Here is a 26,110-nt window from a genome sequence, read left to right as displayed (position 1 = left end):
CACGCGTGCCTGCCAGTCCGTTGTCCCGGCAAGCACGCCGGCCGCACTAACACTTTCGCTCTTGAGGAGGCACAGAATATGGGGGATCTAGCAATAGATTTCTGTGGTGAATGGTACGAGCCCTCGGATGAGGACGTTTTCAATATCGGCCGCGAGGGCGATCTTGAAGTGGACGACAATCCGTACCTGCACCGGCAGTTCCTGCAGGTGGCCCGCTACGACGGCATCTGGTGGCTCAGCAACGTGGGCGGAATGCTCTCCGCCACAGTGGCTGACGCGTCCGGCGGGATGCAGGCCTGGCTGGCGCCGGGCGCCCGGATTCCGCTGGTCTTCAGCCACACCAACATCATCTTCACGGCCGGGCCCACCACCTATGAGTTCGCCGTCCACCTGAAGACTCCGTCGTTCCGGCAGGAAGCCCGGGATGGTGACAGCACCGGCGACACCACCATCGGCCCGGTGGTGTTCACCGACTCCCAGAAAGCTCTGATCGTGGCTCTGGCCGAGCCCATGCTGCGGCGCGAGGGCACCGGCTTCAGCGCCATCCCGTCGTCCGCGGCCGCCGCGAAGACCCTGGGCTGGGCGCTGACCCGGTTCAACCGCAAGCTCGACAACGTCTGCGACAAACTTGACCGGGTGGGCGTGGTGGGCCTGCGCGGCGGCGGCGGGAAGCTCGCCACCAACCGGCGTGCCCGCCTGGTGGAGCACGCCGTCACCTCCCACCTGGTGACCCCCGATGACCTGTACCTGCTGGAAAAGATGAGGGGCGTGGACGAAGGATGAGGATCCGGCTGACACTCCGCCGGGACCCGGCGGAAACCAAGGACCTGGCCGTCACCGTGGACGGCCTGGCCACCGTGGCGGACATCGCCACCGTCCTGTGGGCCGCGGACCCGGACCGAAAGGGACGCCCCGCACCGGACAACCTGTCCCTGCGCATCGACGAGGCCTTCGTTGGCGGAGGCATCAGCGGCAACGTCCTGGCCCGCGAAGACAACCTCCTGGAGTCCGGCCTGCGGCCGGGTTCGGTGGTCTCGCTGGCCCAGGTCAGCGACCAGTTCCATGAGGCCGGCGCCGGACGGGGTCCTGCTGCGGCCACCCTGCGCGTGCTGTCCGGGCCCGACGTCGGCAAGGAATTTTCGCTGCCCACCGGCACCAGCTACATCGGCCGGGACCGGGACGTGGACATCAGGCTCACCGACCCCCTGACCTCCAAGCGGCATGCCCGCATCACGGTGGCCGAGGGCGTCGAAATCGTGGACACCAACTCCGCCAACGGACTGCTCATGGATGGCCTGCCGGTGACCCGTGCACGGCTCAACTCCTCCGACACCGTCACCCTCGGCGACACCACCGTCACGGTGGTACCGCTGGGCCACAACCGGGCGGCAGCACCGACGTCGCCCCTGCTGGACTTCAACCGTTCGCCACGGGTGGTTCCGCGGTTCGAGGAACCCAAGCGCGTGGTCCCGTCCGGGCCCAAGCGGCCGGAGGACCACCCCTTCCCCTACATCATGCTGATTGCGCCGCTGATGATGGGCGGAGTCATCTTCGCGGTCACCCGCAACCCGCTGTCCGTGATCTTCATGATGATGATGCCGCTGTTCATCATTGGCCACTACGTGGACCAGAAGATGCGCAACAGGAAGCAGCAGAAGGATGGCCACAAGCACTTCCGCGCATCGATGGCCGCCTTCCGGGAGGACATCACCGAGCTGCAGAAGGTGGAGCGTGCCGTCCGGCTGCAGGAAGCACCGTCCGTCAGCGACACCGTTGACGCGATCTATAAACTCGGCCCGCTGCTGTGGACGCACCGCCCCGAACACAAAACGTTCCTGGGGCTGCGGTTCGGGCTGGGCACCGCGCCCTCCCGGGTCCGGCTCGAAGAACCGTCCAACAACGACACCGAGGTGCAGTACGCCCGGGAGATCCAGGACTGCCTGAAGCAGTTCCGGGAGATCGAAGGCGTCCCCATCGTCTCGCAGCTGCGCACCTCCGGGTCCCTGGGCATCGCCGGCGCCCGCGGCCTGGTGGATGACGTGGCCCGCGGAATCGTCCTGCAGTTGGTAGGCCTCCACTCGCCAGCCGAAGTGGTCCTCACAGCCATCACCTCGGCGCAGTCCCGGGAGCGCTGGGACTGGCTGCAGTGGCTGCCGCACGTCGGTTCCGGCCACAGCCCCCTGTCCGGAGACCACCTGGCCGCAGGGTCCGCCGGCGGCTCATCGCTGCTGGCCCGGCTTGAAGACCTGCTCGACGCGCGGGAGGCCGCGGTGAAGCGGCAGGCACCTGAGCTGCGCCAGGAGATGGACCCCGCCAAGCACGAACTCGAAGCACCCGTGCTGCCCACCGTGCTGCTGATCGTGGAGGACGACGCGCCGGTGGACCGCGGGCGCCTCACCCGGCTCGCCGAACGGGGACCGGACTCAGGCGTGCACGTCATGTGGGTGGCCACCGACATCCAGGCCCTCCCGGCTGCCTGCCGGGACTTCATGGTGGTGGACGGCGATCACGGCACCACCACCGGCCAGGTCCGCCTGGGGCGGCACACCTACCCGGTGAGCTGCGAAAGCGTCGACGCCGAGCTGGCCGGCCAGCTGGCCCGCATGCTCGCGCCGGTGGTCGATGTGGGCAAGCCCGTCAACGATGACTCCGACCTGCCGCGCGCCGTGTCCTACGCCACGTTGATTGGCAAGGACTTCCTGGACAACCCTCAGGCCGTGGCCGAGCGCTGGTCGGAGAACAACTCCGTGCACTCCTCCGCGGTTGCGAACCGCAAGGATAACGGCACGCTCCGGGCCCTGGTGGGATCCAAGGGCATCGAACCGCTGTACTTGGACCTGAAGAACGAAGGCCCGCACGCCCTGGTGGGCGGTACCACCGGTGCCGGCAAGTCCGAGTTCCTGCAGTCCTGGGTGATGGGCATGGCATCCGCCTACAGCCCGGACCGGGTCAGCTTCCTGTTCGTGGACTACAAGGGCGGTGCTGCGTTCGCCGATTGCATCAACCTGCCGCACACCGTGGGCCTGGTCACCGACCTGTCCCCGCATCTGGTTCGGCGGGCACTGACGTCGCTGCGCGCGGAGCTGCACTACCGTGAGCAGCTGCTGAACCGGAAGAAGGCGAAGGACCTGCTGGCCCTCCAGCGCGAAGCCGATCCCGACGCGCCGCCGTACCTCATCATCATCGTGGACGAATTCGCGGCGCTCGCCAACGAAGTGCCTGAGTTCGTGGACGGCGTGGTGGATGTGGCAGCCCGCGGACGGTCGCTGGGCCTGCACCTCATCCTGGCCACCCAGCGCCCGGCCGGCGTCATCAAGGACAGCCTGCGCGCCAATACCAACCTGCGCGTGGCGCTGCGCATGGCTGACGAGGATGACGCCACGGACATCCTGGGAGTCCCGGACGCCGCGTATTTCGATCCGGGGATTCCGGGCCGCGGAGCCGCGAAGACCGGCCCGGGCCGGATCCAGGGTTTCCAGACCGGTTACGCCGGCGGCTGGACCACGGAGAAACCGCAGCGGCCGCAGATCGACATCGTGGAGATGGCCTTCGGCTCGGGCTCGAGCTGGGAGGCTCCGGCGCCGGAAAAGCCCGTCGCGGCTGAACCCGCGGGGCCCAACGACATCGCACGGATGACCGCCAACATCGTGCGGGCGGCGGACGTCCTTGACATCGCGCCGCCCCGCAAGCCGTGGCTGGACGAGCTTGCCAAGACCTACGATTTCTCCAAGCTGCCCAACCCCCGCACGGACGAGCAACTGCTCCTTGGCGTTGCCGACGATCCCGTTCGCCAGGACCAGCCCACCGTGTTCTACGAACCGGACCGGGACGGCAACATGGCCATCTACGGCACGGGCGGCTCGGGCAAGTCCGCCGCCCTGCGTGGTATTGCCATCGCCGCGGCGGTGACGCCCCGCGGCGGCCCGGTGCACGTGTACGGCATCGACTGCGGCTCGTCAGGCCTGCGGATGCTCGAAGAGCTGCCGCACGTGGGTGAGGTCATCAACGGCGACGACGTCGAACGCGTGGGGCGGCTTTTGCGCCTGCTGCGGGACATCGCCGAACAGCGTTCCACACGCTTCGCCGAGGTCCGGGCGTCCACCATCGTCGAGTACCGCAGGCTGGCCAACCGGCCCGACGAAAAGCGGATCTTCGTCCTGGTGGACGGCATGTCCGCGTTCCGCGAAGCCTACGAACACAGCCGCCTGTCCGGACTGTGGGACATCTTCCTCCAGCTGGCCACCGACGGCCGCACGCTTGGAATCCACCTGGTGGTCTCCGGCGACCGTCCCAACGCCGTCCCGGCATCGCTGCTCGCCTCCATCCAGCGGCGCCTGGTGCTGCGCATGTCATCCGAGGACGATTACATTTCGATGGACGTTCCCCGCGATGTCCTCGGCGCCACGTCTCCGCCGGGCCGCGGGCTGCTGGACGGGCTGGAAGTCCAGCTTGCCGTGCTGGGCGGAAACTCCAACCTGGCGCTGCAGGCCCGCGAAGTCCACAAGCTCAGCGAAGCGATGCTCCGCCAGGGGCTGGACACCGCCCCCGGCATCGAGCGGCTCCCGGACCAGGTGGACCTGGACGTCCTGCCCGCCGGCAGTCCGGAACTGCCGGTCATCGGCGTCGACGACGAAACACTCCAGCCGGCGGAGATCATGGCCCGCGGACCGCTGCTGGTGGGCGGCCCTCCGGGCGCCGGCCGGACCGTGGCATTGGTCACCCTTGCCTACGCCCTCCGCCGCTCCAACCCGGACGTGGAACTGATCTACATCGGTGCCCGCCGCTCCGCCGTGGCCTCACTGCCGCTGTGGAACCGCTCAGTGGTGGGTCCCGACGACCTCGCCGACGTGGTGGAGGACCTGGTGGAGCATTCCTCCGGCAACCCGGGACGCCTGGCCATCTTCATCGAGGGCCTGACGGAGTTCACCGACACCATGGCCGAATCCGGAATGGCGCAGCTGGTCACGGCCTCCATCAAGGCTGATCAGTGGGTGGTTGGCGAGTCCGAGTCGTCCACGTGGTCCTCGGCCTGGCAGCTTGCCCAGCCGTTCAAGTCCGGCCGCCGGGGCCTGCTGCTCAACCCCGGTGACATCGAGGGCGACAGCCTGCTGAACACTTCGCTGGGACGGGTCAGCCCCGAATTCATCCCCGGCCGCGGGTACATTGTGGGCCGCGGAAAGGCCCGGAAAATCCAGGTGGCGCTGCCGCCGGAAAACAGGGACTGAAGCGTTTATCACGGAAGGGCCGCAAATCGATGGATTTGCGGCCCTTCGGCGCGTTATAGAAGACTGGACAGGAACCAGATAGCCGCAGCGGGGGACTGCGGGCCCTGAAAGGTAACAATGCCCCCCTCTTCTCCGGCGCTTCGCGCTGTCCTGGCCACGGCGTCCGCAGCCGTCCTGGCCGCCTCCATAACCCTCCCCGCCGGTGGGCCCGCCCTGGCCGATTCACCTGAACCCACAGGATCGGCGACTGCCACCACCGCGCCCGGCTGTGAGGACGACTGCAGCCCGGAACCCACCACCCCGGCCACCGAGCCAGTCCGGCCCACCAGGACGAAACCGGCCGACCGGCCGGGCCCACCAACACCGTCCTCTCCCGCGCCGCAGCCGGTCCTGCCGACGTCGGCTGCCCCCACATCCACGGTTCCCGCTGCGCCGCCGGCAACCAGCAGCCCCACCGCACCAGATGCCCCGGCAACCCACGGCACGGACCCGGAAACATTGCCGGACCCGTCCGTTGCAGCCCCCAGCACAGGCGGCGCCGCCCCTACAACCGCGGCGCCGTCGTCGGACTCCGCCTGGAACACTCCGGTGACCACATCCGCCGAGGCAACCCAGGCGGCAGCCGTGTCCCGCGCGGAAATGTCCGGCCGCGGCGGCCTCGACCTTCCCGTGGTGGCCGCGGGCATCCTACTGGTGGGCGCCGGCGGCGGTGCGTTCACCTGGTGGATCAGGAACCGCCCGCGCACCCACTGACACGGCTGGCTGTCGCACCGGTAGGGCAAGATAGGTCTGTGAGCACAGGAGAAGGCACAGCACAACAGACCGACACCGGGACCGCCGCGCAGAATGGACGTGAAAGCATCCCGTCCGATGCCATCCGGGAGGAATACGAAAACCTGTCGGACCTCATCAGGAAATACCGGTTCGCGTATTACCAGGACGACGCACCCCTGGTGTCCGATGCGGAGTTCGACACCCTGTTCCGCCGCCTGGAAGAAATTGAGGCGCTGCATCCGGAACTGGTGGCCAATGATTCGCCCACCCAGGAAGTGGGCGGGGAAGCCTCGGCAGCCTTTGCCGCCGTCGAACACCTGCAGCGGATGTACAGCCTCGAGGACGTCTTCTCGATCGAGGAGCTCGAAGCCTGGCTCAACCGGGCCGAAGCCAGCATCGCCAAGCTGGGGGACGGCACCGCCAAGGCCGCCTGGCTGACCGAACTCAAGATCGACGGACTCGCCGTCAACCTGCTCTACCGCGACGGGAAACTGGTCCGCGCTGCCACCCGCGGCGACGGCACCACGGGTGAGGACATCACCCACAACGTGCTGACCATCAAGGAAATCCCGCAGCAGCTGCGCGGGGAAGGCTACCCGGCGGAAGTGGAAGTCCGCGGCGAGGTGTTCATCCCCTCCAAGGCGTTTGCCGAGTTCAACGAGGCACTGATCGAAGCGGGCAAGGCCCCGCTGGCCAATCCCCGTAACGCCGCGGCAGGCTCGCTCCGGCAGAAGGACCCGGCGGAAACCGCCAAGCGGCCGCTGAAGATGTTCGTCCACGGCATCGGCGCCCGTGAAGGCCTCGAAGCCCGCAGCCAGTCCGAAACCTACGCCCTGCTCAAGGAATGGGGCCTGCCCGTCAGCCCCTACTTCGAAGTGCTGGAGGCCCGCACCGACGTTCTGGGGTTCATCAGCAAGTACGGCGAGCAGCGCCACAAACTCCTCCACGAAATCGACGGCATCGTCATCAAGGTGGACGACTTCGCCACCCAGCGGGCCCTCGGCTACACCACCCGCGTGCCGCGCTGGGCTGTGGCCTACAAGTACCCGCCGGAGGAAGTGCACACGAAGCTGCTCGACATCCAGGTCAACGTGGGCCGCACCGGCAGGGTGACCCCCTTCGGCATGATGGAACCGGTCAAGGTGGCCGGCTCCACGGTGGAGATGGCCACCCTGCACAACCAGGACGTGGTCAAGGCCAAGGGCGTGAAGATCGGCGACATCGTGGTCCTTCGCAAGGCCGGCGACGTCATCCCCGAAATCGTGGGACCCGTCCTGGCCCTGCGCGACCAGCAGGATCCGCCCGTCCGCGATTTCGTGATGCCCACCGAATGCCCTGCCTGCGGCACGCCGCTGGCACCGGCCAAGGAAGGGGACGTGGACATCCGCTGCCCCAACGGGAAGTCCTGCCCGTCCCAGCTCCGCGAGCGGGTCTTCCACCTCGCCGGGCGCGGCGGGTTCGACATCGAGGCGCTGGGCTGGGAAGCCGCCATCGCGCTGACGCAGCCCACCGAGCCGGACGTGCCGCCGCTGACATCGGAGGCTGCACTGTTCGACCTCACCCCGGAAGACCTCGCCGACGTGAAGATCCGGCGTGAGAAGCGGTCCAAGGGGGTTGCCACCGGCGAGTACGAGCTGGTGCCCTACTTCTACAGCAAGGGCACCGCTAAGTCCCCGTCCAAACCCACGGCCAGCACGGAGAAGCTCTTCAAGGAACTCGACAAGGCCAAGAGCCAACCGCTGTGGCGGGTGCTGGTGGCGCTGTCCATCCGGCACGTGGGCCCCCGCGCCTCCCGCGCACTCGCCCAGGCTTTCGGCACCATGGATGGGATCCGGGCAGCCTCCGAGGAAGAACTGGCCCACGTGGACGGGGTGGGACCCACCATCGCTGCGGCGCTGAAGGAATGGTTCGCCGAAGACTGGCACCGCGAGATCGTGGACCGCTGGGCTGCCGCCGGCGTCCGGATGGAGGATGAGCGGGACGAGTCCACGCCGCGCACTTTGGAAGGGCTCACCGTGGTGGTGACCGGTTCGCTGCCCAACTTCAGCCGGGACGAAGCCAAGGAGGCCATCCTGGTCCGCGGCGGCAAGGCCTCCGGGTCCGTGTCGAAGAACACCAGTTACGTGGTGGCGGGTGAAAGCGCCGGCACCAAGCTGGACAAAGCGGAACAGCTGGGGATCCGCGTGCTGGACGAGGACGGGTTCCGGCTGCTGCTCGACGGCGGCCCGGCCGCGGTGGGGGACACCGCGGAGGCCGACGGCGACGACGCCCCGGAGGAGAGCGCCGCGTTGGCAGAAGAGAAGGCAGCCGCAGTGGAGGAGAAGGCATGACCGGTCCGGAGGAATTCCTGGACGTCGCAAAGGCGGCGGCCCGGGCCGGTGCCCGGGTCCTGTCCGGACGGAACGGCGAAGCACTGGGCGTCAGCAACAAGGGGGCGGCCGGCGACTGGGTCACCGCCTTCGACCTGGCAGCGGAAAACGCCGTACGGGAGGTCATCACGGCCGCCCGCCCGGGGGACAGCATCACCGGTGAAGAACACGGGACCACCCGCCCCGTGAACCCCACCGGCTACCGCTGGTCCATCGACCCGCTGGACGGCACCACCAACTTCATCCGGAACATCGTCTACTACGCCACCTCCGTGGCGGTGGCCGATGCCGACGGCGCCTGGCTGGCCGGCGTCGTCAACGCCCCCGCCCTTGGCCGCGTCTACTACGCTGCCCGCGGCGCCGGAGCCTGGCTGGAGGAAGACGGCCGGACCACCCGCCTGGACGGTCCGGTGCCGGGCCGGACGGGCCAGATCCTGGCCACGGGCTTCAGCTATGACCCCGCGGTCCGGTCCCAGCAGGCCGCCCAGTTCGCTGAGCTGGCCGACGGATTTGCCGACGTCCGCCGGCTCGGCTCAGCGGCGCTGGACCTCTGTATGGTGGCCGACGGGACGCACGACGCCTACGGGGAACGGGGCCTGAACGAGCATGACTTCTCGGCCGGTGCCCTCATCGCCGAGGAAGCCGGGTGCTGGGTGCGGCGTCCGCGGCTCACCAGTCCATTGGACGGCGGACCTTCAGACCAGGAACGGCTGGACGCCTGGACCTGTGCTGCCGGCCTGGAGCTTTCGGGCAGGTTCCCGCTCTGACCGGGACGCCGGCCCCGGCGGTATCCGCAGAGTGATAGCTCAATCACGGAAAAGGCTGTTTCCGTCCGCCGGTGCGCCCGGCAGCACTACCATAGACGGGTGCATCCGCAGATAACCATCCGCACCGCCGTCGAATCGGATTACGACGCCGTTGCCCGCATCACCCGCGACTCCTACTTGGCCGCCGGCTACTTTGAGGACGCCGCGCACCCCTACATGGTCAAGGTGCAGGACGTGGCCGACCGCGCCGGCCAGGCCACCATCTGGGTCGCCGAACGCGGGGGAGCGGTGGTGGGATCGGTAACTTTGGCGCTGGCGGGCGAGCCGTACGCGGACATAGCCCTGGAGGATGAGCTCGAATTCCGGATGCTGGTGGTGGATCCCGCCATGCAGCGCAGCGGCGCCGGCCGGGCCATGGTGGAGGCCATCATCGAGCACGCCCGGTCCCTTACCGGCATCAACGCCGTAGCCCTCACCACGGGCCAGACCTGGGAAAGCGCCCACGGGCTTTACCGCACCACGGGCTTCCGCCGGGTCCCCGAACGCGACTGGCTTGTCCCCGGAACCGACATAAAGCTGCTGGTTTACCGGCTGGACCTGTAGCCGCCCTACAGTGGTGCCGACCCGCATTCCATTGTTGAAAGGCCCCGCTATGCGCAAAACCTACGGCACCGGTTCCGTCTGGGAACAGTCCCTCGGCTACTCCCGCGCCGTCCAGGTGGACAACACCCTGTATATCTCGGCCACCGCGGCAAGCGGCGAGAACGGGATCGTGGGCGAAGACTTCTACACCCAGACGCAGTTCATCCTGCAGAAGCTGGGCGATGTCCTCGCCGATGCCGGGTTCGGCTACGGGGACGTGGTCCAGTCCAAGCTGTACCTGACGGACATCAGCCAGTGGGAAGACGCCGGCCGCGCCCATGGCGAGGTCTTCGGCGAGATCCGCCCCACCCTGTCCCTGGTTCACGTCCTGCCGTTCCTCGACCCGAAGATGCTGGTCGAAATCGAACTGGTGGCCCAGAAAAGCGCCTGAGCTGCCTGGCGGCCGGACCGGCGTCAGGCCACCGGCAGGCCGTAGCGGTGCTCCGGCCTGCCGGTGGTCCCGTACCGGAGCTGAATGTCCACGGCGCCATCGTCCGCCAGCGATGACAGGTACCGTTGCGCCGTGGCCCGCGAAACGCCCACCCGCGCCGCGACCTCCGCAGCGGAGTACTGCTGGCCCGGTTCCAGTGAATCCAGCACCGCAGCCTCGGTGGCGGAGCGCGGCTTGGCCGACGGCGTGACGTCGCCCGGTATGAGCGATCTCTTGGCCCGTTCCAGGGACTCCTGGTCAAGGGCCCCCGGCTGGGCCATCAGCCGCCGATACCTGGCGTAGGACCGGAGCTGCTGTGACAACGCATCCGCCGTGAACGGCTTCAGTAGGTAACCCAGGGCGCCGCGGCGGAAGGCCACCCGGACGGATGCGGTGTCTGACGCTGCGCTGAGCATCACGGTGTCCACGTCCAGTTGCTGCAGCAGGTCAAGCCCGGAAGCGTCCGGCAGGTAGACATCCAGCAACACCAGGTCCGGCCGGAGGCTGTGGATGGCCTGCAATGCCAGTGACGCCGTCCCAACGGGGGCCAGCGCCAGGAACCCGGCCACCGAGTCCACGTAGGCGGCGTGCAGTTTGGCGACGTGGAAGTCGTCATCCACGATCAGCACCCGGAAGTCGTCAGCCATTCTGGTCCTTTCCTTCATCGGAAGCCTGGGCGGCAGCGCCCGCGGTGGTGTGCGGCAGGGTGGCCATGAACACCGCGCCCGGCCCGCCGCTGCTGCCGCGGTCCAGCACCGTGACGTCCCCGCCGCGGCGGCGCGCCAGTTGCCGGGCGAGGGCCAGTCCGAAGCCCTGCCCGCCGCCGTTACGGTTGTTTCTGTTCAGCGCGCCTGTGGCGGTGGTGAACCCTTCGGCGAACACCGCCTCCGTGTCCGTTCCCTCGGCCAGCCCGTCACCCGAGTCCGCGACCACGACGTGCAGCGTGCCGCCGTTGTCGCCCGGCTCGTCCAGCACCTCAAGCTCCACCCATTTCTCCGCTGCGGCACCGGTCACGGCGGCATTAACCGCGTTATCGATCAGGTTGCCCAGGACGGTGGTGACGTCCTGCGCCTCGGTCACCTGGCCCCGGACCAGGGTTTCCGGGCCGATCCGCAGGGACACGCCCCGTTCGTCGGCCTCCACGCCCTTGGCGCCCACGAAAGCCTGCAGGTAGGGGTCCTGGAGCAGCTCGGCCTGCTCCACGGGGAACTTCAGTGGCCCGGTGGCGGCCAGGGTGGCAAGGTAGTCGCGTGCCTGCCGGTGCTGCCCGATGCTCATGAATCCCGCCAGCGTGTGGAGCTGGTTGGCGAATTCGTGGCGCTGGGCGCGGAGTGCGGTGGACATGGTGCCAACGGCGTCCAGCTGCCGGGTGAGTTCCTGCAGTTCAGTGCGGTCCCTGAGCATCACCACCCAGCCCAGGTCCTCCCGCCCGTGCAGGGCCTTGCGGGCATTGGCCACCAGCACCCGCCCGCCGGCCACCAGCTCCACGGCATCGGCGGCCGGCCGGTCCGGGCTGGTCAGGGAAGTCAGCTGGTCCGGCACCGGGGCGTCCTCCCAGCGCGTGCCGGCCAGGTCAGGCAGCCCGAGCATGCGCTGCGCCGCGGCATTGAAGACACTTACCCGGCCGTCTGCCGAGACGCCGATTACGCCGTCGTCCACGCCCTGGAGCACGGCAACCTGGTCGTGGACCAGCGTGCTGATCTCTTCCGGTTCCAGCCCCAGCGTGAGCCGCTGCAGCCGGCGGCGCAGCAGGAACGAGCCCAGGATGCCGGCCAGCAGGGCGCCGGCGGCGGTGAGGGCCACGGGTCCGATGTCCCGGGCTACGCTCTGGCCCACCGTTTCCATCGAGTAGCCGACGCTGACCTCGCCCACCACTGCGGAGTTGTCTGCGGCATAGACCGGGACCTTCGCTCCCGCCGATGCCCCCAGCGTCCCGGTATTGCGGGTGGTGACCTCCTGTCCCGACAGCGCCTCGGACGGATCGGTGCTGACCTTTTCGCCGAGCCGCTGGGGGTCCGGGTGGGCCAGGCGGATGCCCTCTTCGTCGGTGATCACCACGAACAGTGCCCCGGTGCGGGTGCGCGCCGCTTCGGCGGAGACCTGCAGGGGACCGGACGCCAGCTCAGCTGGCGGGGGAGTCCCTTCCTCACCGCTGATGGCCAGCACATCGGCGCGGACTTCGGGGTCCGAGGCCACGGTGCGTGCCAGCGTCAGGGCCTGGTTTTCCGCTTCGCTGCCCACCCGGTCATAGGTGAGCCAGGTATGGACGGCGGCGCTGAGCAGAACCACCAAAAGCACCACGCCCAGCTGCAAGAGGAGGGTCTGGGTGGAGAACCGCAGCGGGGTGCGCGGCACGGAGCGCTGCATGATCCTCCTTGACTGGCGCGGGCCGGATAGCTTCCTGGGTATTGCGTCATCTGCGGGGCATCGCGAGAGCGGATACCGCGTGAGCACAATGAGCAAAATGCTCCCAATAAGCAGTATGCCAATCAATTGAGCCAAAGGCACGGCCGTGACGTCCGCCACCCTACAGTCTGTAGCACGCATCACAACGCTGTGGTGCCGTTCACAAGAAGGAGCCGGCTGTGCTGGTAATACTTGGATTCGCCATGATCGCGGTGTTCATGGTGCTGATCATGACGAAGAAGTTGACGCCAGTGCTGGCGCTGATCATCGTCCCCACCGTTTTTGGCCTTTTCGCAGGTGCCGGCCTCGGCATCGGGGACATGGTCCTGGACTCGATGAAGTCCATGACGTCCACCGCGGCCCTGCTGATGTTCGCCATTATCTACTTCGGCCTGATGATCGACGTCGGGCTGTTCGACCCGCTGGTGAAGTTCATCCTCCGCAAGCTGGGCAACGACCCCGCCAAGGTGGTCCTGGGCACCGCCCTGCTGGCCGCCGCCGTCTCCCTCGACGGTGACGGCTCCACCACCTTCATCCTCACCACCGCGGCCATGCTGCCGATCTACCTGCGCCTGAAGATGAGCCCCGTGGTCCTCACCTGCGTCGCCGGCCTCGCCAACGGCACCATGAACATCGTCCCCTGGGGCGGTCCCACGGCCCGCGCCGCCACCGCCCTGAAGATCGACGTCAACGATGTCTTCGTGCCCATGATTCCGTCGCTGATCGGCGGCATCGTTGTGGTCCTCGTCTTCGCCTGGATCCTCGGCCTTCAGGAACGCAACCGCCTCCGCAGCACCCAGCCCGAAATCTGGGGCGTACCCGATACCGCAGCAGAGTTCGACGGCGGCGCTCCCGCCGGCTCGGCCGCCGGTTCCGGCGCAGGCCGTGGACACAAGGGCAACAACCCCGGCGGATCAGTCCCCGCAGGCGGTTCAGGCGACGGCGGTTCCGTGGCCGTGCTCGAACGCACCGAGACGCTCGTGGATGACCACGACGCCGCCATGGCAGACACCGCACTGGACCCCAACCGCAGCACGCTGCGCCCCAAGCTGTTCTGGTTCAACCTGGGCCTGACCGTGGCCGTCATGGCCATGCTCATCGCCGACCTCGTGCCGCTGCCCTACGTCTTCATGGTGGGCTCCGCCATTGCGCTGCTGGTCAACTTCCCCAAGGTCAAGGACCAGGGCGCCCAGCTCGTGGCACACTCCTCCTCGATCGTGGCCGTGGTCAGCATGGTCATGGCAGCCTCCGTCCTCACCGGCGTGCTCACCGGCACCGGCATGGTGGAAGCCATGTCCGCCTGGCTGGTGCAGATCATCCCGTCCAGCATGGGCCCGCTCATGGCAGTCATCACCGGCCTGCTCAGCATCCCCATGACGTTCTTCATGAGCAACGATGCCTTCTACTTCGGCGTCCTGCCGGTCCTGAGCGAGACCGCAGCACACTACGGCATCGGCGCCGCCGAAATGGCCCGGGCCTCCATCACCGGCCAGCCGTTCCACATGCAGAGCCCGCTGGTGCCGGCCATCCTGCTGCTGGTGTCCCTCGCCAAGGTTGACCTCGGCGACCACCACAAGAAGGTCCTGTGGCGCGCCGCAGTGGTGTCCCTCGTCATGCTGGGAATCGGCATGCTGACCGGAGCCATCGGGATCGGCTAGTCTGTTGCTGCCTGCGGCTGGCCCTCCGGAGCCGGCCAACGGCAGCGAAAGGTGCCCGTCTGACGCCCGCTGGGGGCCGTCAGACGGGCATCTGCGTTTCCCCACTAGAATGGATCGGAAACCAATCCGAACTTTGCAGGGGAGATCCATGGCTGCGATCAACCGTGACGATGTTGCGCACCTCGCGCGGCTCGCTCACATCGAGATGAGTGACCAAGAGCTGGACAGGATGGCCGGAGAACTCGCCGTCATCGTTGATTCGGTCAAGTCCGTCAGTGAAGCCGCCGGAGACGACGTCCCGGCCACCTCGCACCCCATTCCGCTGACCAACGTCTTCCGCGAGGACGTGGTGGGGCACACGTTCAGCGCCGAGCAGGCGCTGTCCGGAGCCCCGGACTCGGACGACAACCGTTTCAAGGTCCCGGCAATCCTGGATGAGGCATAAACCATGACTGAACAGAACACCACTGCCGAGGGCCTGATCCGCCTGTCCGCAGCCGATCTTGCCGAGAAGCTCCGCGCCGGTGAGGTCACCGCCGTCGAGGCCACCCAGGCGTACCTGGACCGGATCGCCGCAGTAGACGGCGGGGAACGCGGCGTCAACGCCTTCCTGCACGTCAACGCGGAGGAAGCGCTCGCCGTCGCCGCCGAAGTTGACGCCATCCGCGCCGCCGGCGGCGCTGAAGCCGAGGCCCTGCACTACCTGGCCGGCGTCCCCATCGCCGTCAAGGACCTCATCGTCACCGTCGGCCAGCCCACCACGGCCGGCTCCAAGATCCTCGAAGGCTGGCACAGCCCCTACGACGCCACAGTCGTAGAGCGGCTGCGGGCCGCGAAGATGCCCATCCTGGGCAAAACCAACCTGGACGAGTTCGCGATGGGTTCCTCCACCGAGCACTCCGCGTACGGACCCACGCGCAACCCTTGGGACCTGGACCGGATCCCCGGCGGCTCCGGCGGCGGTTCCGCTGCCGCCGTCGCCGCGTTCGAGGCCCCCCTGGCCCTGGGCACGGACACCGGAGGGTCCATCCGCCAGCCCGGTGCCGTCACCGGCACGGTGGGCGTCAAGCCCACCTACGGCAGTGTCTCCCGCTACGGCGCCATCGCCATGGCCTCCTCGCTGGACCAGATCGGGCCGGTCACCCGGACCGTGCTGGACTCCGCACTCCTGCACCAGGTCATCGGCGGCCACGATCCCCGCGACTCCACCTCGCTGCCCGAACCGCTGGCCGACCTCGTCGCCGCCGCGAAGACCGGCAACGTCGAAGGCCTGCGGATCGGCATCATCAAGGAGCTGCACGGCGAGGGCTACCAGGCCGGCGTCGAAAGCCGCTTCAACGAATCCTTGGAGCTGCTCAAGCAAGCCGGCGCGGAAATCGTCGAGGTCTCCTGCCCCAACTTCCAGTACGCGCTCGGTGCCTACTACCTGATCATGCCCTCCGAGGCCTCCTCCAACCTGGCCAAGTTCGACGGCGTCCGGTTCGGTTTGCGGGTCCTGCCCACCGATCCGCCGCTCACCATTGAACGGGTGATGGCCGCTACCCGCGCGGCAGGCTTCGGCGATGAGGTCAAACGCCGCATCATCCTGGGCACCTACGCCCTGAGTGCCGGCTACTACGATGCCTACTACGGCTCGGCGCAGAAGGTCCGCACGCTGGTTCAGCGCGACTTCGACGCCGCGTTTGAGCAGGCGGATGTCCTGGTTTCCCCCACGGCGCCCACCACGGCGTTCAGGCTCGGCGAAAAGCTGGACGATCCGCTGGCCATGTACCTCAACGACGTCGCCACCATCCCCGCCAACCTGGCCGGTGTCCCCGGTCTGTCCCTCCCGGGCGGCCTCGCGGACGAGGACGGGCTTCCCGTCGGTATCCAGCTGCTGGCCCCCGCCCGCGAGGACGCAAGGCTCTACCGCGTAGGTGCCGTGCTGGAAACCCTGCTGGAAGAAAAGTGGGGCGGACCGCTGCTCGCGCAGGCCCCCGAACTCGCCACGTCCGGCACCCTCGAAACCCAGGAGGCTAAATAATGAGCACCGACACCATCCTGAGCTTCGAAGAAGCCATGGAGAAGTACGATCCCGTCCTGGGGTTCGAGGTCCACGTGGAGCTCAACACCAAAACCAAGATGTTCTCCTCTGCACCCAACGTGTTCGGCGACGAGCCGAACACCAATGTCAACGAGGTGGACCTCGGCCTTCCGGGCGTGCTGCCGGTGGTCAACCGGACGGCCATCGAGTCCTCCATCAAGATCGGCCTGGCGCTGAACTGCAAGATCGCCGAGTCCTGCACGTTTGCCCGGAAGCAGTACTTCTACCCGGACACCCCCAAGAACTTCCAAACGTCCCAGTACGAGGACCCCATTGCGTACGACGGCTACCTGGACATCGAACTGGCCGACGGCACCGTGTTCCGTGTGGAGATCGAGCGCGCCCACATGGAAGAGGACGCCGGAAAGCTGACCCACATGGGCGGCGCGGCCGGCCGCATCCAGGGTGCTGACTTCTCCCTGGTGGACTACAACCGCTCCGGCGTGCCGTTGGTGGAGATCGTCACCAAGCCGATCGAAGGGGCAGGCTCCCGCGCCCCCGAGCTCGCGAAGGCCTACGTGGCAGCGGTCCGTGAGATCGTCAAGAACCTTGGCGTCTCCGATGCCCGGATGGAACGCGGCAACGTCCGCTGCGACGCCAACGTTTCGCTCCGCCCGCACGGCCGCGAACGGTTCGGCATCCGGTCCGAGACCAAAAACGTGAACTCGCTGCGCGCCGTCGAACACGCCGTCCGCTACGAGATCCAGCGCCACGCCGCCGTTCTGGACGCCGGTAACCCGGTGGTCCAGGAAACCCGGCACTGGCACGAGGACACCCGCACCACCACGTCAGGCCGGCCCAAGTCAGACGCCGACGACTACCGCTACTTTCCGGAACCGGACCTGGTCCCCGTGGTGGCGTCCCGTGAATGGGTCGAAGAGCTCCGTGCCACCCTCCCCGAGCCGCCGGCGGAGCGCCGCAAGCGCCTGCAGGCCGACTGGGGCTACTCTGACCTCGAATTCCGCGACGTGGTGAACGCTGGGGTCCTGGACGAGATCGAGGAAACCATCGCCGCCGGTGCGAGCGCCTCCGTGGCCCGCAAGTGGTGGATGGGCGAGATCGTGGGCCGTGCCAAGGCAGCCGACGTCGACCCCGGCCAGCTGGGCGTCCAGCCCGCCACCATCGTGGAACTCGCGCAGATGGTGGAAGCCGGCAAGATCAACAACAAGATGGCAGCCCAGGTACTGGACGGCGTCCTCGCCGGGGAAGGCACCCCGGCGGAGATCGTGGAGAAGCGCGGCCTCGCCGTCGTGTCCGACGACGGACCCCTGCTGGAAGCCATCGATGCAGCCCTCGCCGCGCAGCCGGACGTCGCGGACAAGATCCGCGGCGGCAAGGTCCAGGCCATCGGCGCGATCGTTGGCGGCGTCATGAAGGCCACCCGCGGCCAGGCCGACGCGGGCCGCGTCCGCGAGCTCATCCTGGAGAAACTGGGCGTCACCGCGTAATAGCGTCACCCCCAACTGGGTCGCAGTTATTGTCGTTTTGAGCCCTCAAAACGACATCTACTGCGACCCAGTTGGGCTTTAAGGACCTACTCGGGGGCGGCTGGAAAATACCCGTATCCACTGTCGCCGCACGGTCCTACACTGGAGCCGTCGGGGCCTGCCGGGCGGCAGGCCGGGTGAAGGAAGTGGCGGACATGGGACCGAAGACCTTGAAGACACGGAAGGCACTCCTGGCGGGTGCCATTGCCCTTTCCCTGACCGGGGCCGGCGCGGCGCTGGCATGGTCAGCAGATTCCCCCACGCCCGCGCCCACCCAGTCCGCGTCGCCTTCCATGCCCGCTTCTCCTTCCGCGCCCGGCGACGACGGCAAGCAGGCAAGGCCCGACAAAGCAGGGCGATCACAGTTCCAGCACGGCGAGAGCGTCGTGAAAAAGGCGGACGGAACCTTCCAGACCGTCATTGAGCAGCGCGGAACGGTGGAGGCCGTCAGCAGCACGTCGATCACCATTAAGAGTGAGGACGGCTTCACCCAGGCCTACACGGTCACCGCGGACACGAAGGTCACCAGGAACGGCACCATCGCGGACATCGCCACCGGTGACGTGGTCCGGGTTGCGGGCGTCAGGGACGGCGAGACCGCAACCGCCCAGCGGATCGCCGAGGGCGGCGGAGACCGCCCGGGTCCGGGCCGCGGCCATGGACACGGGCACGGGCACGGCGGAAATGGGAACGGACACGGCAAGGGGCATGGTCAGGGCCAGGGAAACCCTTCAGGCTCCGGCGCCTGATCCACGCCTCCGCGCCTGTCAGCCCTGCTTCACCAGCCCCGCCATGATGTCCTGCAGCGCCTCGCAGACCGTCATCACCGATCGCCGCTTCAGGTTTTCCGGGCGCGCCAGCAGATCGATCCGCCGCCTGGTGCTGATTCCCTTCAGCGGCCGCAGCACGATGTCCGGGTGCAGGACGGGGCCGGCGGTGTACCGGGGGAGCAGCCCGATCACGCCGCCGGCGGCCACCAGCGCGGCGACGGTGGAGTAGTCGTTGATGCGGTGCACGATGGTCGGTTCCCGGCTGGACACGGCCGCGACGGCGGACAGGACGTCGGCGGGGGAGTACCCGGCGTGGCTGGTCACCCAGGCCTCGCCTCCGACGTCGTCCGCCGTGACCGACGCCTTGTCTGCGAGCGGATGCGCCGCGGGCAGGGCCACGTCCAGGGGTTCGTGCAGCAGCGGCACCACCGTTACCCGTTCCGTGGGCCATCCCGGGCTGTGGTCCATCCGGTGGGCCAGCACCAGGTCATACCGGGCGGTGAGCGCGGGAAAGTCCTGCTGCGCCACGTCCTCGTCGGACAGTTCGAGTTGGGGCTGCCCCGGACCCTCCAGGATCCGGGCCAGGGTGGCGAACACGGCCTGGCCGGCGCTGTGGAAGCCGCTGACGGTGACGCGTCCGCCGCTCGAGCCGTGGTAGCTGCCGATGGCTGCGCGGGCATCCGCCATGGCACTGACGACGGCGGCCCCGGCGTCCGCGAGCACCTGGCCTGCGTCCGTCAGCACCAGGTTCCGCCCCTCCTTGCGCGTGAGCGGAACGTCCACGGAACGCTGCAGGAGGGCCAATTGCTGGGAGACAGCGGACGGGGTGACCATGAGGGTATCGGCCACCGCCTTGACGCTGCCGAGGGCTCCGAGTTCGCGCAGGATTTCAAGCTGGTGGATCTCCATCCGACCAGTCTACGCATTAGTAATTGCTACATCGTCGATTGAGAAGATTCCCATTGTGCTAAAGCGTTGCCGGGGCTGTAATGGGGAAAGGCAGGTTCCTGCCGAGCACGTGACGAAGAAGCGAGGAAGCCGATGAAGGCTCTGTACAAGGCGGGTCCGCAGGCCGGCTTCGAACTGGTTGACCGCCCGGAACCCGAAGCCGGGCCGGCCGATGTGAAGATCCGGGTGATGACCACAGGGATCTGCGGGACCGATCTCCACATCCAGTCCTGGGACGCCTGGGCGCAGGGCATGATCGAAGCCCCGCTCATCGCCGGGCACGAGTTCTACGGTGAAGTGGTGGAAGTGGGCTCCGACGTCCGCGACGTCAGGGTGGGGGACAGGGTCTCCGGCGAGGGGCACATCGTCTGCGGCATCTGCCGGAACTGCCGGGCCGGCCGCCGCCAGATGTGCATCCATACCGTGAGCGTCGGCGTGCAGCGTGACGGCGCGTTCGCTGAGTACGTCGTCATTCCGGAGACCAATGTCTGGGTCCACCACGATCCTTCGGTCACCCCCGAACTTGGCGCCATCTTCGACCCCTTCGGCAACGCAGTGCACACCGCGCTGAGCTTCCCGCTGGTGGGCGAGGACGTCCTCATCACCGGTGCCGGGCCCATCGGGCTGATGGCCATCGCCGTCGCCCGCCACGCCGGAGCCCGCAAGATTGCCATTACCGACGTCTCCAGGCCCCGCCTGGAACTGGCCGCCAAGCTGGGCGCGGACCTCACCATCGACGTCTCCGCCACCCGCGTCCGGGATGCCCAGCGCGAACTGGGAATGCGCGAGGGATTCGACATCGGCATGGAAATGTCCGGCCACCCTTCGGCCCTGCCCGAAATGATCGACAACATGAACCACGGCGGCCGGATCGCCATGCTGGGCCTGCCCAGCCAGGACATCACCATCGACTGGGGCAAGGTGGTCACCCACATGCTCACGCTCAAGGGCATCTACGGCCGCGAAATGTACGAAACCTGGTACGCCATGAGCGCCATGCTGTCCTCCAACCCCGCCCTCCACGCGGGCATCTCCGCCGTGGTCACGGACACCCTCCCTGCCACAGACTGGGAGAAGGGCTTCGAGATCGCCCGCAGCGGCAGCGGCGGCAAAGTTGTCCTCGACTGGACCCGACTCTAAGGAACCCCATGTACACCTCCATCAAGGAACAGCTCCGCGACGAACTGGAAGACATCCGCACGGCAGGGCTCTTCAAGAACGAGCGCAGCATCAGCTCACCCCAGTCCAGCCACATCACCGCAGGCAGGATCGGCGCGCCCGGTGCGGACGTCCTGAACTTCTGCGCCAACAACTACCTCGGCCTGGCGGACCACCCGGACATCATCGGCGCCGCCAAGCATGCCATGGACGAGCGCGGCTTCGGCATGGCCAGCGTCCGCTTCATCTGCGGCACCCAGGACCTGCACCTGGAGCTCGAATCCCGCGTCTCGCGGTTCCTGGGCACCGAGGACACCATCCTGTTCTCCAGCTGCTTCGATGCCAACGGCGGGGTGTTCGAGTCCCTCTTCGGCCCCGAGGACGCCATCATCTCCGACGCCCTGAACCACGCGTCCATCATCGACGGCATCCGCCTCTGCAAGGCCCGCCGCTACCGGTACGCGAACCAGGACATGGCCGAACTCGAGGCGCGGCTGCAGGAGGCCTCGGACGCCCGCCGCCGCATTATCGTCACAGACGGCGTGTTCTCCATGGACGGCTTCCTCGCCCCGCTGGAAGCCATCTGCGATCTCGCCGAAAAGTACGGCGCGCTGGTGATGGTGGACGATTCCCACGCCGTGGGCTTCATGGGCGGCACCGGCGCCGGAACCCCTGAGCACGCCGGCGTCTCCCACCGGGTGGACATCTACACCGGTACGTTCGGCAAGGCGCTGGGCGGCGCGTCCGGCGGCTACGTGTCCGGCCGTTCCGAAATCGTGGCCATGCTCCGGCAGAAGGCCCGCCCCTACCTGTTCTCCAACTCCCTGGCACCGGCCATCGTCGCCGCCACCATCAAGGCACTGGACCTGGTGGAGAACTCGGCGGACCTCCGGAGCAGGCTCTTCGAGAATGCAGCGCTCTTCCGCCGCAGGATGACCGAGGAAGGTTTCGACCTCCTGCCGGGCGAGCACGCCATTGTCCCGGTCATGTTCGGCGACGCCGTCCTGGCCGCCAAGGTGGCCGACCGGATGCTGCAGCACGGCGTCTTCGTCACCGCCTTCAGCTTCCCCGTGGTGCCGCGCGGCGCCGCGCGGATCAGGGTTCAGCTCTCGGCCGCACATTCAGCGGACGACGTCGAAACGTGCGTCGGTGCGTTCGTCGCCAGCCGCGCGGAAACCGCCGCCTAAGGGCGCCTGTTCCTTCCGGGTACCGGACGGCGATATCTCTGCAAGGATGATGGCATGGCAGCTCATTACGATGTCCTGATCGTCGGCGGCGGCATTGCGGGCCTGTCCCTCGCTTCGGCGCTGGCCGGGAACTGTACCGTGGCCCTGGTGGAGGCGGAGCAGGAACTGGCGTACCACACGTCCTCCCGCTCCGCCCGCCAGCTCATCCCCAGCTACGGTCCGCCGGTGGTGCAGGAGCTGACTGCCCGGACCCTGGAGCTGATGGCCGCCCGCGATGCCGAACTCCCCGAGCCCGTCCTGACCCCGCGCAGCTTCATGCTCATCGGCACTGTGGAAGAGGTGAACGCGGAGGCCAGCGGCTCCATGCGGCCCATCACCAACGCCGAAGCGCTGCAGTTGTGCCCGGCGCTGGTCCCCGGATCCTTTGCCGCGGCCGGGCTGGATACCGGGTCCTTTGGCAGCAATGCACCCCTGCTGCTGGAGGACCACCGCCGGCGGGCCGTGGAGGCCGGCGCGGACATCATCACCGGAGCAAGGGTGCATTCTGCCCAGCACCTCGGCTCGGGCTGGAGGGTGGGTGCCGGTGCCGAGGGGTTCGAAGCCGGGGTGCTGGTGAATGCGGCGGGAGCCTGGGCCGACGAACTGGCCGTTATCAGCGGCGTGGAGAAGCTGGGCCTCCAGCCGTACCGGCGCACCGCGGCGATTGCCGCCGTCGAACGCCCCCTCCCGGAGGGCAGCCCCATGGTGGCGGCAGCGGACAATTCCTTCTACTTCCGGCGCGAAGGCGACGGCGTGCTCATCTCCCCGTCCGAACACGTGCCCAGCGGACCTGAGGACGCCCGGCCACGGCCAGGGGACGTGGAGCGGCTGGTGGACCGGCTTAATGAGGTGACCACCCTGGGTATCTCGGGCGTCCGCAAGGCCTGGACAGGGCTGCGTACCGAGGCGGCCGACGGCGTTCCCGTAGCAGGATTCGACGCCGAGGCGCCCGGCTTCTACTGGCTGGCGGGGCAGGGCGGTTACGGATTCCAGACGTCGGCAGCCATTGCCGAACTGGCCGCGAGGCAAATCCTGGACAACACGCCGGGAAACCCAGCAGGCCCAAGTCCGGAATCCCGGACAGCGCAGGCGCTGGCGGCCACGCGCTGGTCCATCCGGCGCTGAAGAATGAAAGCATGAGCATCCTGATCACCAACATCGCCGAGCTGATGACCCAGGACCTGGAGCACCGGGTCCTGAAGGATGCCGCGGTGGTGATCGAGGACGAACGCATCTCATGGATCGGGCCCGCTGCCGGCGCACCGGCCGCTGACGACGCCGTCGACGCGGGGCGGCGCGCCCTGCTGCCCGGCTGGGTGGACTCCCATACGCACCTGCTGTTCGCGGGGGACCGGACGGAGGAGTTCGAGGCGCGGATGGCCGGGGAATCGTATTCGGCCGGCGGGATCGCGGTGACAGTGGACGCCACCCGGGCCACCTCCGATTTCGATCTCACGCGGCTGGCCCTTGGCAGGGTGGCCGAGGCCGTCTCCCAGGGCACCACCTACCTGGAGACGAAGACCGGCTATGGCCTCGATGTGGAGCAGGAGGCGCGCAGCGCCCGGATTGCCTCCACCGCCGCGGACCAGGCCACCTACCTTGGCGCCCACCTGGTTCCCGCCGGCCAGGACGCTGACGCGTATACAGACCTGGTGTGCGGGCCGATGCTCTCGGCGGTCCGGCCGTACGTGCAGTGGGCGGACGTCTTTTGCGAGAAAGGCGCCTTCACCGAGGAGCAGTCCCGCCGCGTCCTGCAGGCCTGCAGGGATGCCGGCCTGGGGCTGCGGGTGCACGGCAACCAGCTGGGCGAGGGTCCGGGCGTCCGGCTGGCAGTGGACATGGGTGCCGCCAGCGTGGACCACGTCAACTACCTCGCGGGCGCCGACATCGACGCCCTGGCCGGAACCTGGTCCGGCTGGGACCCGGCCACCGGAACGGGAGTCCGCGGCACTGTGGCCACCTGCCTGCCGGCGTGCGACCTGTCCACCCGCCAGCCGCTGGCCCGGGCCCGAGCCCTCATGGATTCCGGCATCCAGGTGGCCCTGGCCTCCAACTGCAACCCGGGCACTTCCTACACCAGTTCCATGGCCTACTGCGTGGCCACGGCCGTGTTGCAGATGCGGCTCAGCGTGCACGAGGCAGTCCGTGCGGCCACCTATGGCGGCGCACTGGCGCTGCACAAGGATCGCGGCATCGATGCCGACGGCCAACGCGCCGTCGGTTCCATCGCCGTCGGACACCGGGCAGACCTGCACCTGCTGAACGCCCCATCTGCCACCCATCTCGCTTACCGCCCGGGCATGCCGTTGACGTACGCTGTGTGGCGGGCCGGTGTCCGGGAACGTTAAACAGCGAATCCGTCCTGCACAATTTGACGTTATATGATCGTTTTAGGTCTGTTATGATCATGAAACGTCATCCGGAGTGGTGGCCGTTGTACCGAGAGGCCCCGCATGACCCGCACTGACCGTCTGACCGCCATCCTCGACTTGCTTGCCAGGACCGGCCAGGTGGAAGTGGACGAGATCGTCAACACCCTCGGGGTATCGCCCGCCACTGCACGCCGCGACCTGGACAGCCTTGCCAAACGGCGGCTGCTGACCCGCACCCGCGGCGGCGCCACCACCGGCGCCCTCGCCTACGACCTGCCCGGCCGCTACAACCGGGACGACCATGCCGAGGCGAAGGAGCAGATCGCCCGGGCGGCGTCCGCCCTGATCCGGCCGGGCGCCGTCATCGGCCTGTGCGGTGGCACCACCAGCACGGCACTGGCCCAGATCCTGGCCACCCGCGAGGACCTGAATGCCCCGTCCAACCAGTCAACGCTGACTGTTGTCACCAACGCCATCAACATCGCCGGGCAGCTGGCGGTGCGGCCCAATATCAAGGTGATGGTGACCGGCGGCATCCTCAACCCGCGGTCCTACGAACTGGTGGGCCCGTACACGGACATCATCATGCAGAAGGTGGTCCTGGACATCGCCTTCATCGGAGTGAACGGCATCGACCCCGAGGTGGGCCCCACCAACACCGGGGAGGGCGAGGCCTCGGTGAATGCCCTGCTGGCCAGCCGGGCACGGGTCTCCTATGTCATTGCCGATTCCTCCAAGGTGGGGGTGCGTGCTTTCGCCACCATGGACGGTTATGACTTCACGCGGCTGATCACGGACGCCGGCATCTCGCCGCGGGACAAGGCCGCCTTCGAGGCCAAGGGCACCGAGGTCATCGTCGCCCCCGTGCCCTGACACGGCGGGGCCATCAGCCCCGGCCCAGGAACTGCAGGCAAGATGGGTACATGCTGGTTCCCTCCCGCCGCCGCCTGGCGTTCGAAGTCTGGATAGTCCTGGGCCTGTCCCTGGGGCAGTCCGCCGTGTACTCGGTGGTGCAGCTCCTGGACAAGATGACCCGGGCGCCGCTGGCCGAGGGAACCTCCACGCTCAACCGGTCCCAGAGCACCCGCGAATACTTCGACCTGACGTATCAGCTCCTCGATATCATCTTCGCCCTGGTCCCGGTCCTGCTGGTGCTGTACTTCCTCACAGGCTCCCGGCAGGCGTCCTCCGGGGACCTCGGACCGCAGTCCGGATCAGCCTTCACGAAACTGGGCTTCACCTTCGCCCGTCCGGGCAAGGACCTGCTGCAGGGGGTGGGCCTGGCCGCACTCATCGGCATCCCGTCGCTGGGCCTCTACGCTGCCGGCCGTGCCCTCGGAATCACCACCGCCATCATCCCCAGCGCCCTGGACGCCTACTGGTGGACCGTGCCGGTGCTGATCCTCTCCGCCATCCGCCACGGCATCGTGGAGGAGGTTATCGTGGTGGGCTACCTGATGGACCGCTTCGGCAAATTCGGGTGGAGCGTGCCGCTCTCGATTGCCGTCAGCTCGGTGCTGCGCGGCAGCTACCACCTGTACCAGGGCTTCGGCCCCTTCATCGGGAACGTGGTGATGGGAATTGTCTTCGCCTGGATCTACACCCGGACCAAACGCGTCATGCCGCTGGTCATCGCGCACGCGCTGCTGGACATCGTGGCGTTCGTCGGGTTCAGCCTCTTCGGCAAGGCCGTGGGGCTGGGCTAGGTGTACTGCCCAGGCAGGTTGGTTAAGCGGCTGATGGGCGGATGGCCTCCGATTGCGGTGTGGGGCCTGTGGTGATTGTAGTGGTGCAG

General features: G+C 67.9%; 21 protein-coding genes. 18 read left to right on the top strand and 3 right to left on the bottom strand.

Translation table 11 applies throughout. From position 1 onward, the window contains the following. Positions 1 to 78: 78 nt before the first annotated feature. From ACFV4R_RS11970 to ACFV4R_RS11940, 7 genes are all read left to right on the top strand, one after another. Entirely contained in the window at positions 79 to 783 is a 705-nt protein-coding gene (locus ACFV4R_RS11970; protein ID WP_377202644.1) for a hypothetical protein, read from the top strand. Continuing rightward, complete coding sequence (locus ACFV4R_RS11965) at positions 780 to 5,225, top strand: FtsK/SpoIIIE domain-containing protein (protein ID WP_377202645.1); 4,446 nt, start codon at positions 780 to 782, stop codon at positions 5,223 to 5,225. The genes ACFV4R_RS11970 and ACFV4R_RS11965 overlap by 4 nt, the downstream gene beginning before the upstream one ends. Before the next feature lie 117 nt (positions 5,226 to 5,342). Continuing rightward, positions 5,343 to 5,978 carry a hypothetical protein gene (locus tag ACFV4R_RS11960; protein ID WP_377202646.1) on the top strand — a complete coding sequence of 212 codons (636 nt, stop codon included), beginning with the start codon at positions 5,343 to 5,345 and terminating at the stop codon, positions 5,976 to 5,978. A gap of 38 nt (positions 5,979 to 6,016) precedes the next feature. Further along, positions 6,017 to 8,329: an NAD-dependent DNA ligase LigA gene (gene ligA / locus ACFV4R_RS11955; RefSeq protein ID WP_377202647.1), complete on the top strand. Its 2,313-nt coding sequence runs from the start codon at positions 6,017 to 6,019 to the stop codon at positions 8,327 to 8,329. After that, positions 8,326 to 9,135, top strand: a complete 810-nt coding sequence (locus tag ACFV4R_RS11950) for an inositol monophosphatase family protein (protein ID WP_377202648.1) — start codon at positions 8,326 to 8,328, stop codon at positions 9,133 to 9,135. The genes ligA and ACFV4R_RS11950 overlap by 4 nt, the downstream gene beginning before the upstream one ends. A gap of 99 nt (positions 9,136 to 9,234) precedes the next feature. Next, the gene (locus ACFV4R_RS11945; protein ID WP_377202649.1) at positions 9,235 to 9,738 is read left to right on the top strand and encodes a GNAT family N-acetyltransferase; all 504 of its coding nucleotides are present in this window, start codon (positions 9,235 to 9,237) and stop codon (positions 9,736 to 9,738) included. 49 nt (positions 9,739 to 9,787) lie between these two features. Continuing rightward, positions 9,788 to 10,168, top strand: a complete 381-nt coding sequence (locus ACFV4R_RS11940) for a RidA family protein (RefSeq protein ID WP_056083604.1) — start codon at positions 9,788 to 9,790, stop codon at positions 10,166 to 10,168. A 23-nt stretch (positions 10,169 to 10,191) separates the two neighbouring features. Here ACFV4R_RS11940 and ACFV4R_RS11935 read toward each other — a convergent pair whose 3' ends face one another. Further along, positions 10,192 to 10,854: a response regulator gene (locus ACFV4R_RS11935; RefSeq protein ID WP_377202650.1), complete on the bottom strand. Its 663-nt coding sequence runs from the start codon at positions 10,852 to 10,854 to the stop codon at positions 10,192 to 10,194. Then, entirely contained in the window at positions 10,847 to 12,574 is a 1,728-nt protein-coding gene (locus ACFV4R_RS11930; RefSeq protein ID WP_377202651.1) for an ATP-binding protein, read from the bottom strand. Before ACFV4R_RS11930 ends, ACFV4R_RS11935 begins: the two co-directional genes overlap by 8 nt. Positions 12,575 to 12,792: 218 nt before the next feature. Between ACFV4R_RS11930 and ACFV4R_RS11925 the strand changes: the two genes are divergently transcribed. From ACFV4R_RS11925 to ACFV4R_RS11905, 5 genes are all read left to right on the top strand, one after another. Beyond that, positions 12,793 to 14,271: a CitMHS family transporter gene (locus ACFV4R_RS11925; protein WP_377202652.1), complete on the top strand. Its 1,479-nt coding sequence runs from the start codon at positions 12,793 to 12,795 to the stop codon at positions 14,269 to 14,271. Between the two features lie 148 nt (positions 14,272 to 14,419). Then, complete coding sequence (gene gatC, locus ACFV4R_RS11920) at positions 14,420 to 14,716, top strand: Asp-tRNA(Asn)/Glu-tRNA(Gln) amidotransferase subunit GatC (RefSeq protein WP_377202653.1); 297 nt, start codon at positions 14,420 to 14,422, stop codon at positions 14,714 to 14,716. 3 nt (positions 14,717 to 14,719) lie between these two features. After that, positions 14,720 to 16,294 carry an Asp-tRNA(Asn)/Glu-tRNA(Gln) amidotransferase subunit GatA gene (gatA, locus tag ACFV4R_RS11915; protein WP_377202654.1) on the top strand — a complete coding sequence of 525 codons (1,575 nt, stop codon included), beginning with the start codon at positions 14,720 to 14,722 and terminating at the stop codon, positions 16,292 to 16,294. After that, the gene (gatB, locus tag ACFV4R_RS11910) at positions 16,294 to 17,802 is read left to right on the top strand and encodes an Asp-tRNA(Asn)/Glu-tRNA(Gln) amidotransferase subunit GatB (RefSeq protein ID WP_377202655.1); all 1,509 of its coding nucleotides are present in this window, start codon (positions 16,294 to 16,296) and stop codon (positions 17,800 to 17,802) included. Before gatA ends, gatB begins: the two co-directional genes overlap by 1 nt. Positions 17,803 to 17,996: 194 nt before the next feature. Continuing rightward, the gene (locus tag ACFV4R_RS11905; protein ID WP_377202656.1) at positions 17,997 to 18,590 is read left to right on the top strand and encodes a DUF5666 domain-containing protein; all 594 of its coding nucleotides are present in this window, start codon (positions 17,997 to 17,999) and stop codon (positions 18,588 to 18,590) included. An 18-nt stretch (positions 18,591 to 18,608) separates the two neighbouring features. On the opposite strand, the gene ACFV4R_RS11900 is transcribed toward ACFV4R_RS11905, so the two are convergent. Next, positions 18,609 to 19,520, bottom strand: coding sequence for a LysR family transcriptional regulator (locus ACFV4R_RS11900; protein WP_377202657.1), 912 nt, complete (start codon positions 19,518 to 19,520; stop codon positions 18,609 to 18,611). A 132-nt stretch (positions 19,521 to 19,652) separates the two neighbouring features. Here ACFV4R_RS11900 and tdh point away from each other — a divergent pair, with 132 nt between their 5' ends. From tdh to ACFV4R_RS11870, 6 genes are all read left to right on the top strand, one after another. Next, positions 19,653 to 20,699 (top strand): L-threonine 3-dehydrogenase, encoded by a 1,047-nt coding sequence (tdh, locus tag ACFV4R_RS11895; RefSeq protein ID WP_377202658.1) that lies wholly within the window; start codon positions 19,653 to 19,655, stop codon positions 20,697 to 20,699. 8 nt (positions 20,700 to 20,707) lie between these two features. Beyond that, positions 20,708 to 21,904 (top strand): glycine C-acetyltransferase, encoded by a 1,197-nt coding sequence (locus ACFV4R_RS11890; protein WP_377202659.1) that lies wholly within the window; start codon positions 20,708 to 20,710, stop codon positions 21,902 to 21,904. A 54-nt stretch (positions 21,905 to 21,958) separates the two neighbouring features. Further along, on the top strand, positions 21,959 to 23,068 hold the full coding sequence (locus tag ACFV4R_RS11885) for an NAD(P)/FAD-dependent oxidoreductase (RefSeq protein ID WP_377202660.1): 1,110 nt from the start codon (positions 21,959 to 21,961) through the stop codon (positions 23,066 to 23,068). Between the two features lie 11 nt (positions 23,069 to 23,079). Continuing rightward, positions 23,080 to 24,291, top strand: a complete 1,212-nt coding sequence (locus ACFV4R_RS11880) for an amidohydrolase family protein (protein WP_377202661.1) — start codon at positions 23,080 to 23,082, stop codon at positions 24,289 to 24,291. Between the two features lie 105 nt (positions 24,292 to 24,396). Next, positions 24,397 to 25,188: a DeoR/GlpR family DNA-binding transcription regulator gene (locus ACFV4R_RS11875; protein ID WP_091719162.1), complete on the top strand. Its 792-nt coding sequence runs from the start codon at positions 24,397 to 24,399 to the stop codon at positions 25,186 to 25,188. 50 nt (positions 25,189 to 25,238) lie between these two features. Further along, the gene (locus tag ACFV4R_RS11870) at positions 25,239 to 26,021 is read left to right on the top strand and encodes a CPBP family intramembrane glutamic endopeptidase (protein WP_377202662.1); all 783 of its coding nucleotides are present in this window, start codon (positions 25,239 to 25,241) and stop codon (positions 26,019 to 26,021) included. The last annotated feature ends 89 nt before the right edge of the window (positions 26,022 to 26,110 follow it).

The sequence above is a fragment of the Pseudarthrobacter sp. NPDC059871 genome, from assembly GCF_042731175.1.
Lineage (GTDB): Bacteria > Actinomycetota > Actinomycetes > Actinomycetales > Micrococcaceae > Arthrobacter.
This window is presented reverse-complemented; position numbering and strand designations above follow the sequence as displayed.

What these genes read in the sequence shown, in the direction of transcription:
- ACFV4R_RS11970 (WP_377202644.1), top strand. Translation starts at nt 79, where the DNA reads ATGGGGGATCTAGCAATAGATTTCTGTGGTGAATGGTACGAGCCCTCG.
- ACFV4R_RS11965 (WP_377202645.1), top strand. Translation starts at nt 780, where the DNA reads ATGAGGATCCGGCTGACACTCCGCCGGGACCCGGCGGAAACCAAGGAC.
- ACFV4R_RS11960 (WP_377202646.1), top strand. Translation starts at nt 5,343, where the DNA reads ATGCCCCCCTCTTCTCCGGCGCTTCGCGCTGTCCTGGCCACGGCGTCC.
- ACFV4R_RS11950 (WP_377202648.1), top strand. Translation starts at nt 8,326, where the DNA reads ATGACCGGTCCGGAGGAATTCCTGGACGTCGCAAAGGCGGCGGCCCGG.
- ACFV4R_RS11940 (WP_056083604.1), top strand. Translation starts at nt 9,788, where the DNA reads ATGCGCAAAACCTACGGCACCGGTTCCGTCTGGGAACAGTCCCTCGGC.
- ACFV4R_RS11935 (WP_377202650.1), bottom strand. Translation starts at nt 10,854, where the DNA reads ATGGCTGACGACTTCCGGGTGCTGATCGTGGATGACGACTTCCACGTC.
- ACFV4R_RS11930 (WP_377202651.1), bottom strand. Translation starts at nt 12,574, where the DNA reads ATGCAGCGCTCCGTGCCGCGCACCCCGCTGCGGTTCTCCACCCAGACC.
- gatC (WP_377202653.1), top strand. Translation starts at nt 14,420, where the DNA reads ATGGCTGCGATCAACCGTGACGATGTTGCGCACCTCGCGCGGCTCGCT.
- gatA (WP_377202654.1), top strand. Translation starts at nt 14,720, where the DNA reads ATGACTGAACAGAACACCACTGCCGAGGGCCTGATCCGCCTGTCCGCA.
- gatB (WP_377202655.1), top strand. Translation starts at nt 16,294, where the DNA reads ATGAGCACCGACACCATCCTGAGCTTCGAAGAAGCCATGGAGAAGTAC.
- ACFV4R_RS11905 (WP_377202656.1), top strand. Translation starts at nt 17,997, where the DNA reads ATGGGACCGAAGACCTTGAAGACACGGAAGGCACTCCTGGCGGGTGCC.
- ACFV4R_RS11900 (WP_377202657.1), bottom strand. Translation starts at nt 19,520, where the DNA reads ATGGAGATCCACCAGCTTGAAATCCTGCGCGAACTCGGAGCCCTCGGC.
- tdh (WP_377202658.1), top strand. Translation starts at nt 19,653, where the DNA reads ATGAAGGCTCTGTACAAGGCGGGTCCGCAGGCCGGCTTCGAACTGGTT.
- ACFV4R_RS11890 (WP_377202659.1), top strand. Translation starts at nt 20,708, where the DNA reads ATGTACACCTCCATCAAGGAACAGCTCCGCGACGAACTGGAAGACATC.
- ACFV4R_RS11885 (WP_377202660.1), top strand. Translation starts at nt 21,959, where the DNA reads ATGGCAGCTCATTACGATGTCCTGATCGTCGGCGGCGGCATTGCGGGC.
- ACFV4R_RS11880 (WP_377202661.1), top strand. Translation starts at nt 23,080, where the DNA reads ATGAGCATCCTGATCACCAACATCGCCGAGCTGATGACCCAGGACCTG.
- ACFV4R_RS11875 (WP_091719162.1), top strand. Translation starts at nt 24,397, where the DNA reads ATGACCCGCACTGACCGTCTGACCGCCATCCTCGACTTGCTTGCCAGG.
- ACFV4R_RS11870 (WP_377202662.1), top strand. Translation starts at nt 25,239, where the DNA reads ATGCTGGTTCCCTCCCGCCGCCGCCTGGCGTTCGAAGTCTGGATAGTC.